6 protein-coding genes are annotated in these 12,525 nt (G+C 42.9%); 2 read left to right on the top strand and 4 right to left on the bottom strand.

The window, feature by feature from the left end; genetic code table 11:
* Positions 1 to 165 precede the first annotated feature (165 nt).
* Positions 166 to 2,709 (top strand): outer membrane beta-barrel family protein, encoded by a 2,544-nt coding sequence (locus tag HMPREF1532_RS07300; RefSeq protein ID WP_005927025.1) that lies wholly within the window; start codon positions 166 to 168, stop codon positions 2,707 to 2,709.
* Positions 2,710 to 2,883: 174 nt separating this feature from the next.
* Here HMPREF1532_RS07300 and HMPREF1532_RS07295 read toward each other — a convergent pair whose 3' ends face one another.
* On the bottom strand, positions 2,884 to 3,291 hold the full coding sequence (locus tag HMPREF1532_RS07295) for a hypothetical protein (protein WP_005927023.1): 408 nt from the start codon (positions 3,289 to 3,291) through the stop codon (positions 2,884 to 2,886).
* 235 nt (positions 3,292 to 3,526) lie between these two features.
* Here HMPREF1532_RS07295 and HMPREF1532_RS07290 point away from each other — a divergent pair, with 235 nt between their 5' ends.
* A complete protein-coding gene (locus tag HMPREF1532_RS07290; RefSeq protein WP_005927021.1) occupies positions 3,527 to 6,649 on the top strand; it encodes a coiled-coil domain-containing protein in 3,123 nt (1,040 codons plus the stop codon).
* A 227-nt stretch (positions 6,650 to 6,876) separates the two neighbouring features.
* On the opposite strand, the gene HMPREF1532_RS07285 is transcribed toward HMPREF1532_RS07290, so the two are convergent.
* From HMPREF1532_RS07285 to HMPREF1532_RS07275, 3 genes are all read right to left on the bottom strand, one after another.
* A complete protein-coding gene (locus HMPREF1532_RS07285) occupies positions 6,877 to 8,232 on the bottom strand; it encodes a glucoamylase family protein (protein ID WP_005927019.1) in 1,356 nt (451 codons plus the stop codon).
* 168 nt (positions 8,233 to 8,400) lie between these two features.
* Positions 8,401 to 10,653, bottom strand: coding sequence for a glycoside hydrolase family 3 N-terminal domain-containing protein (locus tag HMPREF1532_RS07280; RefSeq protein ID WP_392387719.1), 2,253 nt, complete (start codon positions 10,651 to 10,653; stop codon positions 8,401 to 8,403).
* 300 nt (positions 10,654 to 10,953) lie between these two features.
* Complete coding sequence (locus tag HMPREF1532_RS07275) at positions 10,954 to 12,483, bottom strand: RagB/SusD family nutrient uptake outer membrane protein (RefSeq protein WP_005927010.1); 1,530 nt, start codon at positions 12,481 to 12,483, stop codon at positions 10,954 to 10,956.
* Between the last annotated feature and the right edge of the window lie 42 nt (positions 12,484 to 12,525).

Below are 12,525 nucleotides of genomic sequence, written 5' to 3'. Positions count from 1 at the left end.
TAATTATTTTAACTTGTTTTTTTAGGACTCTTTTTTTATTCCTTATTTGTCTTTCTTAACTCCGAAAATTTCGTATCGGAGGATAAAGGCTCTACTTTTGTCAAAACCTTGTAACAAAACATATGATTTTTCGTCTTATAGACTATAAACTTCAACAAAGACAATATGAAAGGCAAACTACTACTATTGATGTTGCTTATTGCATCTTGTGCAAGTTATGCACAAAACACGACTACCTCTTCTTATATAGTAAAAGGTATCCTCGTCGATTCACTGACTCTGGAGGGGGAACCCTATGCTACTATTAAAATAGTGGAGAAAAAAGCTCCGGATAAAGCGGTGAAAATGGCTGTAACCGATATGCAGGGAAATTTTAAAGAGAAAATGAATGCTCAGCCGGGGATGTATGTTATTACAATTACTTCGATTGGGAAAAGCACCGTCACTAAAGATTTTGAAGTGAAATCGGGTGAGAAAGAAGTAGATCTGGGAACTTTGTATACTTCGGAGGCTACCAATGAGTTGGGAAGCGTTGAGATTGTGGCTCAAAAACCGTTGGTTAAAGCGGATATTGATAAAATAGAATATAATGTGCAGGATGATCCGGATTCAAAAACCAATACTGTACTGGAAATGCTTCGTAAGGTTCCTTTAGTGACGGTAGACGGGGAAGACAATATTAAGGTAAACGGTAGCAGCAGTTTTAAGATTCATGTGAACGGTAAGCCGGATAATATGATGAGCGATAATCCGGTAGACGTTCTTAAAAGTATGCCGGCTAATACGATTAAACACATTGAAGTGATAACTAACCCCGGTGCAAAATACGATGCTGAGGGAGTTGGTGGAATTCTTAATATTGTGACAGTAGGTGGTAGCGGTTTTAAAGGTTATACGGCTACTTTTACCGGAAATGGCAGCAATACCGGTGGTGGAGGAAGCTTGTACACTACTATTAAGAAAGATAAACTGACGTTGTCGGCACGTTATAATTATAATGCAAATAATTCTCCTCGAAGTTATTCCAGTTCCACACAGCGTCAGACGCAAACTATATCCGAGGGAAAGCAGGAAGAAACAGTGATTCAGTCCGAAAGTTCCAGTAAGGGAAAGAACCGTTTTCAGAGTGGTAATTTGGAAGCCAGTTATGAAATAGATACTTTACGGTTGATAACAATGGGTTTTGGTATGTATGGTGGAAATAATGATGGGACGGGTTACGGTGAGACGGTGATGAAGAATGCCGATCCTGCTTTTTCGGGAGTACCCTACTATTCTTATGAAAGTGATAATGAGAATGATGGTTCATGGTATTCCGTTCGCGGCAATATCGATTATCAGCGTACTTCCCGTAAACTTAAAGATCGTATGTTTACCCTTTCTTATAAGATAAATGCAAGGCCGAGTACCTCTAACTCACGGTATGGTTATACGCTTAATCATGTAGAGCCGGGCTGGGAAGACTACGTGAATAAGACACTTGCCGGTCAACGTTCTGATGGGAAACAGAATAGTTCGGAGCATACTTTTCAGGCTGATTATACTACCCCTATTGCAAAAATTCATACGCTTGAAACGGGGTTGAAATATATTATTCGTAATAATCATAGCGATAACAACCGTTATGATAAAGATGAAAATTATGATGAGGACAGAAGTAGCCATTATAAACATTTGAATGATATTTTGGCGGCATATGTCAGTTATGGTATTAAGGTGAAGAAGTTTTCGGGTCGTGCCGGTGTGCGTTATGAAAGAACAATGCAGGATGTGAAATATACAGAGAAGCCGGAGCAGAGTTTTGATGCGGATTTCAACGATTGGGTGCCTTCTGCCAGTTTGGGATTTAAAATTACGGACATGTCGAATATTCGTTTGGGATATAATATGCGTATCTGGCGTCCCAGTATCTGGTTTTTGAATCCTTACTTGAATGATTCGAATCCGGCTCATGTCACTCAGGGAAATGCTTCATTGGAAAGTGAGAAAAGTCATGCTTTTAATCTGAGTTACAGTAACTTTACGCAGAAATTTAATATAAATATGTCTTTGAACTACTCGTTTAATAATAATGGTATAGAGCGGGTGACCAGTTTGATGAATGATAAAGATATTCCCGGCTTAACCAGCCACACAGGTAAGGAGGTGCTTTATTCCACTTATCAGAATATAGGTAAAAGCAGCTATTTGGGTTTGAGTGGCTATGTCAATTGGAATGCTTCTCCGAAAACTCGTGTATATCTTAATCTTTGGGGAGATTATTCACGCTTAAAGAGTCCGTCTCAGAATTTGGAAAATAGTGGCTGGAGTGTATTTGCTTATGGTGGTGTACAGCAAACTTTGCCATTGGATATCCGTCTTAGTGTGAATTTGATGGGTAGCACTCCGTATATCTCTCTACAAGGTAAGGGTAGCAGTTACTATGACTACAGTGTGAGTGTCAACCGTTCTTTTCTCAAAGAAAAACGATTGACAGTGAGTGCTTTTGCCGGTAATTTCTTCAAAAAATACATGAAAAATAAGAATACGCTGACCGGTGATGACTTTTGGCAGGAAAGCACTTCGCGTTATTCGCGCCAACGTTTTGGGGTTAGTGTGAGTTACCGGATCGGTGAGTTAAAAGCCAGTGTGAAGAAAGCTGCCCGTTCTATTGAGAATGATGATGTGAAAGGCGGCGAAGGTGGTGGAGGCCAGGGTGGCTCGAATTAAAGAATGCGAACTGTGCCCTAAAAGTAAGACAAGACATAAAACTTTTAGGGCGCAGCTCAAATTAGGAACGTGGGCGATTTTTTTATTTATATGAGTCTTGATGCACTTGCTGTTCTCTTCTGTCCGCTCGTTATTTCTTTAAATACAAAATGAAAATCAGAGTTCTCGGATTATTTAGCCTTGAGTGGTAGGTGAAGTGCGAATTTGTTCTTCTTTCTGCACATTTGTTTTTTTTGCCATTTCAAATTTTATTTTCAACTCCGTCTTTTCCTCTATTAGCTTTTCTATTTTCAAATCTTTCTCCCGCAGGTATTGTATTAATTCCGTTAATGACGGGCTGTTCTCTGTTTTTGCAGTTGTTTCCTGTTTAATCATCTCTCCTTTTCCGGTAATTAGCCATTCTGCATTTATCCAAGTAAATGTTTGAAGTATTTTAGCAAGGATGTCAAATCCCGGTTTATTTCTCCTTTGTACAACAATTCCTCTAATTGTTTGGTCTACAACCCCTATTTTCTTGGCAAATGAGGATACGTTAAGGCCGGCATAGTCTATTATTTCTTGTAATCTATCAATTATATCCATAGTTTATTAAAAAAATAATCAATTAATTGTTTTGAAGTTTCAAATAAATGTTTGATATTTGTGCCGTAATACGGCTATAATACGGCTAAGTTACTAAAAAAACAGCATTGATAGTGCATGTTGCGCGACTTTTAAATGATTGATAAGTAAGAGTTTGAAGACGGAATTGTACACAAATAGATAGCATATGGAACTTAGTGTTTAATAATATATTATTAATGTAATTTTTTTATTTATGAGAAAAAAGTTTGTTAAAGTGATGCTCTTCGGAGCGTTAGCGCTTACAGTTAGTGCGTCCTTTGTAGGCTGTACGGACTATGATGATGATATTAAAAATCTGCAAGAACAGATTGATAATATCAATAAGAAAGAACCGGGAGTTACTACGGCAGAAATGTCAACAGCGGTATCTTCGGCTATTAGTGCCTTGAAAACAGAACTGGAAGCTGTTATTGCCGGTAAGGCTGATAATGCGGCTGTTGTGGTATTACAGGATAAGGTTAGGGAACTGGAAGCTGCCCTTAATAACAAAGCGGACGCTTCGGCTATCCAGGAACTGATAGCGCAGATTGGAGAATTGTCTGAGGAGGTGAACTCGGTAAAAGGCTCTTTGGAGGATTCTAAAACAAAACTTGAGGCTGAAATAAAGGCGCTGGAAGACGAGTTGGCTAATGTAGCTGATGCTGCTGAAATGGAAGAATTGGCTAAAAAACTTACCGAGGCACAGAATCAGCTGAAAGAGTTGGAGGAAAAAATAAGCGACAATGCCGGGGAAATTGTGAAACTGACAACCCAAATAGGACAGTTAGCTGAGATCCAGGCTTCCATCGAAGCGTTACAGACATCTAATCAGGCTTTCCAGACTGCAATAGATGAACTAAAAGCAGCACAAGGCAACAACATAACAGAAGCAGATTTGTCGAAAGCGTTGCAAGCTTATCTGACTAAAGATGAAATCGCTAAGTTGTTGGATAACAAGATGCTTGATTATCTGACAAAAGAGGATTATGCAAAGAAAGAACAAGCTATTTATGATTATGTAAATAATACATTGACGGCTAACATAATGGCAAAAGTGAATGCTGCTTATGTGAGTTTGGATAAATATAATAAAGATCTGAAAGAGATCAATGAGAAGTTCTCCAGATATGTTGACTCGGAGAGTTCGGAATACAAAAAACTTGTGTCGGATGTTACGGCTTTGAACAACTATAAAACTGAGACATTGCAAGCTCTTGTTGACTTGGTGAATGGTACTTCCGATAAAGAAGGGTTGAGTAAACAAGTGGCAGATTTGGTTGCTGCAATGGGAGAAATCACAGATTTGTCACAGACTTTGAGTGGATATGTCAAATCTACCGAATTGACAAACTATGTTAAAGAGGCGGATCTAAATGATAAGATAGAGGCATATTTGAGTGAATCGATGGAATCGGCAGAATCTACGATGCAAGCTTTGGAAAAAAGACTGGAGGCCCTTGAAATAGGTGTGAAAGCAATGATACAAAGCATTGTATACGCACCTCAGACTGTTGGCGGCGTAGTTGCATTTAACTCGTTGGAGGTAGAGGATACGGGAGTGACCCCGAACAAGAATGTAGTTGTTGCAGAGGATAAATCATTGAATATATCTTTCCGTGTATCTCCAGTATCTGCTGCAAAAGTATTCTTCGATAAATATGATTATAGTTTTGAGGGACATGAAGTAGCGTCTCGTGCTGCCGGAAAAATTGAGTATTTGAATGTTGAGAGCAGTAGTGTCGATGAGGCAACCGGAATGGTTAACTTTGTGGTCTCAACGGGAATTTCTGCAGGTAAGAGTTATGCCATCTGTATGCATGTGACTCCTAAAGCGAAAGTCGGTGAAGTTGATAATGATGATAATTTGACGGATATTACATCTAATTACTTTGTTGTAAGTAAGTCTCTTACTAAGATTGAAACAATTGTATTAGAAAGTCCTGCTAAAGCAGAAAATACATTATATTATAATAATGAGAATTCGGCTATTAATTATGCGGAAGGTATAAAATATGTTATCAATGGCGGTTATGTAAATTTGGAAAATTATGATATGAGTAAATTCTCCATTGAATATAGCGTCACTAATGAAAATTATTTCTCTATTGGTAAAGCAGAGGGTATATTAAAACCTGCTAACTATAATTTGGCCAGTTATGTAGATCAGACTGCTACGGCTACTGCCACAGTGAAAATAGAAGGTGTGAAACGTACTTTCCCGACTTCATTTGCTGCTGTTACAATTAAAGAAGAAACTTCTATAGCCGAGACAACTTGTGATTATGGTACTTTGGAGGTAGCATGGAAGAATGCTGAGCAAACTATTCCGGCTTCTAAATTTGATTTAACTAAGATCTATGACGAAGCCAATATAACAGCTACCGCTTTCAAACAGCTAACCGCATCTTATGACGAAACTGCTGATGTACATTTTGTAGTTGGAACAGATAATGTTTTAAGTGTCGCTATTGCTGCTAATACAGCAGGCGGTGAGCATCCGATTCAGGTGATATTTGAAGGAAATGGAAAGAAGATTACCGTAAAAGCGAATGTGAAGATTACTTACAATGAGGTTTCTTTGACTACTAAACCTGAACTGTGGGAGGGTGATAAAATGAATGGTACTGTCATTTTCACTCCTACACTGGATGACCAATTTAGGCCGAGCACCATTGCTCTTTCAATGGATTTGACAACTCTCTTTGGAAATTATACGGAGGTATATAATGATGTAACAGCAGCAGGCGGTACAGTAACTCTTAATGTTCAAGATTTGGCTGGATTCAACGGTGCTGTATCATTCGAAGATAATGTAGTAACTATTAATCCATCTAAATATAGTGGAAAGGACATTGTGATTACAAGTGATGTTAAGTTTGGTAATACTACTGTGGATGCTAGCAAAGCTACGATTAAAGTCGTTAATGTCAGTGGTACTTGGAAACCCGGAAAACTTAAAGTAACTTTAACAGATAAGGCTGCTAAGATAAATGTGTTAGAAGGATTTTCTTGGATTGATTTCAGAAATAAAGTAATGTGGGCAGACGGTGCGGACGTTGAAGGCGGTACTGATTTTGCAGACGGTGTAAAAGGTTTGGCGGTATACGGTTTAACTGCTCCGACTTGTACGCTTACTGCTGCCGATGGTACTGAATGCCCGTATTTGAAGTTCGAGAATGGTGAAGTATATTTCACTGAAGCTGGTAAGACTTTCGGATTTGTACAACCGTATGAGGCTAAAGTGACGATTAATGTTACTTCTCCATGGGGAGAAATAGCTGGAGCTACTCCGTCTAATACGGAAATCTTAATTACAATCCCTGCATTGGTACAATAAAATATAATTAATCGGATTTAGTTCCCCTTTGTCTAAAGTGGGAACTATCCGATTTTTTTCTACTGATTCAGATATAATGTAGAATATGATATATTGTTTGTTTCTAAAATTGCCCCTTGTGACAAGCCGCAATTTTAATATGTCAAGCTATATTTTCATCTCTACCAAAGTAGCTTGGCGCTTGGATAGAAAGGCACTTCCACACATCCCGGAAGTGCCTTCTTTTTTTATTTATTGAACCCCAACTTTTTCAATCCGTTCTGTACATCCGGATGGCTCATAAAGAGTTTCCATAACAGTCCAGTCCGGTAGTTTTCGATCATTACGGCTATGGGGCCTTGGTCGATGGCAAGATAGCGTTGCGGATACCAGTTGTCTGTTTCGCTGAAGGCATCATAAAAGCCATAGGGGCCGAATAGTTTGTCTCCCATATCATAAAGATGTCTCATCACTTCGAGAGAATATTCCGGTGTATAGACGATGGACGATAAAGCAGCCGTAGGGGTGATTACTCCTGCATCCTCTTTCTCATTGGGAACATGTGCGGCGTAGCCGTTTACGGAATAGCTGGCGGTCAATCCCCAACAATTCGGGCCGAAACCTTTGTAATGTTTCGGATTACGGATGCAATAGGCGCGGTTGACTAACGTCAGGTTACGCATTTCATTGAAGTAACTCGGACAGTATTTATCTTTCAGTCCTACGGGATCCAATCCCAAGAAGGAATATTGCGCCCAGAAGAGCGGACCTGCTTCGCTGCCTTGATAACGAAGGTGAAGTTCGATACCCTCTACTTTATGCGGAGATACGATGGCGCCATTCTGTGCCCAACCATCATGATATACGGCGGCAGGCACACCGTGTGTGGGCGATGCGGCGGCGAGTATGTACATGATGAGACATTCATTGTAACCATGAACCGGGAAGTCCATCTCCCAGCCGTATTCGGGACTCCAATGCCAGTAGAGTACATTCTGGTTCCCTTTGCGGTACCAGTTCCAATCCACTTCACGCCACAGTTTATCTATTCTTTGCGCCAATGCTTTTTCTTGGGGAGTGCCGTCAATATAATACTGATGTACGGCAAGCAGTCCTTGCATGAGAAAAGCCGTCTCTACAAGGTCGCCGCCATTGTCTTTCTGACCGAAGGGTTTCACTTTTCCGGTCTCGCCATACCACCAATGGGGATAGGCGCCTTTGAAGCGGTCGGCACGTTCGAGAAAAGAAACTATTTTTTCCATGCGTACCAGTCCGTCGGTACGGGAAACGTACCCCCGGTTGATGCCGGCAAGAATGGCCATGATACCAAAACCACTGCCACCCGAGGTGACGACATCCGGTCCGCCGGCAGGATAGTTACCGTCCATATGAATACGTTCCGGGGCGAGACCGCTATTGGGCTCCGCACCATCCCAGAAATATAGAAAGGTTCTTCTTTGTACTGTATCCAGCAGGGCATCAGTAGTGAGACTGTCTGATGGGAGGGAAGAAGTTGATGGAGAGGTTTTCTTGCTGCCCTGACAGGAGTTGGCTGTCAGGAGCAGAAGAAGACCGGAAAATATATAATAAATAACTGGTTTCATTGTTGTTGTTTTTTAGAAGGTGAAGACCTCTCCCCATCCCTCTCCGTGGGAGAGTGAGTTGGGCTAGTCTTATAACTGATTAAATATAATAATTGCTTGAATATCATAACTGATTAAATGCAATAGTATCTATACTCCCTCTCCTACGGAGAGGGTTGGGGAGAGGCCTCACTTGGACGTTACGGTGAATGCGGCTGTTTTCACATCCCGGCTGTTGGAGCCTATCATGACTTGGAAGTCTCCCGGCTCTATGACATATTGCAGATCATAATCGTAGAACTTCAACATTTCAGGGGCTATTTTGAAGGTGACAGTACGCGTTTGTCCGGGTTGGAGGTAGATTCTTTCGAATCCTTTCAACTCTTTTACCGGTCGGGTAGTGCTGCCTACAAGATCGCGGATATACAGTTGCACCACTTCTCCACCGGGCAGCAGTCCGGTGTTGCTGACATCTACGGATGCTGTGATCATACCTTGCATATCCATGCTCGATTGGCTCAGAGAGATGTCGCTGTAAGCGAAAGTAGTGTAGGAGAGCCCGAAGCCGAATGGATAGAGCGGTTCGTTGGTGACATCCAGATAATTACTGCGGAATTTTTCGAACCATTTGCCATCGTGTAACGGGCGTCCGGTATTCTTATGCGCATAATATAATGGAATCTGTCCTACGTTTTGCGGGAAGCTCATTGTCAGTTTTCCACTCGGGTTGACACGACCGAACAGTACGTCACCGATGGCATAAGCTGCTTCGCTTCCACCAAACCAGACATTAAGAATAGCCGGAACATTGTCCTGTTCCCAATTCAATATCAACGGGCGGCCGGTAAAAAGCACTAAGACCACCGGCTTGCCTGTGGCTACCAGTTCTTTCAACAGTGTTTGTTGTACATCGGGTAGATTGAGATCCGTACGGCTGCTGCTCTCTCCGCTCATCTCGGATGATTCTCCGAGGGCAGCGATGATTACGTCGGCTTTATTGGCGGTTTCCAATGCTTCTTTCAATAATTCGGCATCCGTACGATTGTCCCGGTTCAATGAACGGCCGAACATGGTAGCGCGTTCTTCGTAAGCAGCGTCGCTTATCAGGTTACTTCCTTTGGCATATAACAGGTTGATATTCGCACCGTTTTCCATTAAAGGGATGTACCAGGGTTCATTGGGTTGGTTAAGAGGCATTTCATCCATACGGCCCACCATCTCACGAAGTCCTTCGATAAGCGACGGTGAACGGTCCAGCACGGCTGCCACGCTCCATGTACCCGGCATATTGCTCCGGGTGTCTGCCAACGGGCCGATCACTGCAATGGTTCCGGTGGGCTTCAATGGTAAGGTCTGGTTGTCATTTTTCAGCAAGACAAAACTTTCGGAAGCGATACGGCGGGCGGCATCCCGATGGGCACGCGTAAAGATGTCACGTGCCGGACGTTTCGGATCACAATATTTATAGGGGTCATCGAATAGTCCCAATTTATATTTCGCTTCCAGAATACGGCGGCAGGCGGTATTCAAAGTCATCATAGATACTTTACCCTCTTGAATGGATTTCTTCAGAGTGCCTACAAATCCGTCACTTACCATATCCATGTCCACACCGGCATTGATGGCACGGGCGGAAACGGTCTGTAAATCGCCGATACCGTGATCTGTCATTTCGGATATTCCGGTATAGTCCGTAACGACGAAGCCGTTGAAACCCCATTGACCGCGCAGCACATCACTCATCAACCATTTGTTGGCAGTGGCAGGTATGCCGTCCACTTCATTGAATGAAGCCATTACGCTGCCTACTCCCGCTTCGATGGCGGCTTCGAAGGGAGGAAAATATTCATTGTACATCCGTTGGCGGCTCATGTCTACGGTGTTATAATCGCGTCCGCCTTCGGCAGCACCGTAAAGGGCGAAATGCTTTACGCAGGCCATGATTTCATCGTTCCGTTTCAACTGGTCTGCGAGTTTTTCTCCCTGATACCCCTGTATCATTGCCCGGGCGATAAGCGATCCTAAGAACGGGTCTTCTCCCGATCCTTCGGAGACACGTCCCCAGCGTGGGTCACGGCTGATGTCCACCATCGGGCTGAAAGTCCAGGAAATGCCGTCTGCACTGGCTTCGATCGCTGCAATACGGGCCGATTCTTCAATGGCTTTCATATCCCATGTACACGATAATCCCAATGGAATGGGGAAGATCGTTTCGTATCCGTGGATAACATCCATACCGAATAATAAAGGTATGCCAAGGCGGGAATTTTCTACCGCTAATTTTTGTACATCCCGGATTTTTTCCACTCCTTTCAAATTGAAGAGTCCGCCCACTTCACCGCGTTTGATTCTTCCGGCAATGTCGCTGCTCTTTGCCTGTCCGGTGGTGATGTCTCCGGTGACAGGAAGATTGAGCTGTCCGATCTTTTCATCTACTGTCATTCGCTTCATCAAGGCGTCAATGAAACGATTCATATCCTGTGGAGATTTTTGCGCTTGCATGCCACTAACACCTATAAATGTTGCCGCAAGCAGAATACTGAAAGTTTTTATAAATCTGTTCATGGTTAATAATTTGCTAATGTACCAATATGCCAATGTGCCAATTGCCATTCGGCATGATGGTTGAAAAATAATTTGCTAATTGAATAATTTACTAATGGGCTACTATGTTTATTGCCATTCGCCATCGTTGCGCAGCCAATTGGCACATTGGCATATTGACACATTAGCAAATTATTTTTAGTAATTCGGATTTTGCACCAACACCCCTTTAGACTTGTCTATCTCCGTTTGCGGAAGCGGTAGGAGGGCATTCTTGGGCTGGTAGTTCATCTTTCCGGCTTTATGCAATACCTCTTCGGCAATGCCCCACCGCACCAGATCATAGAAGCGGTCGAACTCCATTCCCAATTCCACACGACGTTCATGACGGATGGCATCGCGGAGTACCGTTTGATCCAATGATTCCACTTTGGGCAGGACGTTCGGGTTATTGCCTCTCGCACGGGCTCTTACCATTTCAAGATCAGCATTGGCCTCTCCTGTCTTTCCGAGTTCATTGGCGGCTTCCGCAGCCATCAGTACTACATCGGCATAACGGATGAGCCGGATGTTTACCCAAAAACCTTTGTTGGTATATTCACGGCGCATAGCAGGATCGGTATAGGCTTTTTTGTTGAATGCCCGGCCCATGGCTTGCGATACGGGTGATTCGTTATAAGGTGTATTGGTGTTTTCGGGAGTGATCGGGTCTGTCTCGTTTTTGCGGAAGTAAAGAAGGGTAGCGTCCCGGCGCGGGTCTCCCGGTTCGTAGGCATCATATAATTCCTGGGTTGCCATATTCCAACCCCAGCCTAAATCCCATTGGTTGGCACCGCGCACTCCCTGGACTTCACAGAATTGACTGCCTATGACATCGCTGGCCGGTAAGGCTGCCGTGGCTGTACATTGCAGTTCGAAAATAGAACCGCCACTGTTTTCACCTTCGTCCGTAAATATTTTATCATACGGTGTGTTCAGATTGTAAAGGCCGGATGTCATTACGTCATTGGATGCTATATAAAGACTGTCCCAGTTGTTGCGCATCATGAACGTGCGTGCATGGAGCGAACGCGCAGCACCCCAGGTGAGGCGTCCTAAAAACTCGGTAGCCCACTGTTCGGGCAGTAAGGCTTCGGCGCCGGCCAGATCCTTGTCGATTTGCTCATATAGTTTTTCGGCTGTGGTTTTCGGTACATTGGCTTCTGATGAATCGTTTACTTTGAACGTAATCAGAGGTACTTCGCCAAAGGCACGTACCAGATTGAAGTAGCAATATGCACGGAAAAACAGGGCTTCTCCACGGTTCCGGAGGTCTTCTTCGGTTAGCTTTCCGGTAGCTTCTGCTTCATCTATCGATTCGAGAATATCATTACACTGAAAGATAATGGCATAATTCTGGCTCCAGTAAGCCCCGAGTTGTCCGTTAGTAGCCGTATACATAAAGTCGTCATACATTTCTGCTACTTCCGAGCCGTCACTGCTCGTACTGCCTTTCTCTGCATCCTCACTGCGGAAACTGTGAATGGCAAATGCCGGAGTTCCTGCCGTAATATCAAATTTACGCATCATCGTATAGACGTTATAGATCTTACCGTTTACCAAGGCATTCGGATCATCGTCTTCCGTGAATTGCCCCTGCGGGCTGCGATCTAAGAAATCATTGCAACTTGTCACCATCATCGCCCCAATAGCCAGTGACAAGGATAGTATATACTTATATAATTTCATATCAAAATCAAAATATTTAGTTTATTAATTTCCCCTTTTCTC

Source organism: Bacteroides salyersiae WAL 10018 = DSM 18765 = JCM 12988 (genome assembly GCF_000381365.1).
Lineage (GTDB): Bacteria > Bacteroidota > Bacteroidia > Bacteroidales > Bacteroidaceae > Bacteroides > Bacteroides salyersiae.
Note: the sequence above shows the minus strand (reverse complement) of the source record. Positions and strands in the feature narration are given on the sequence as shown.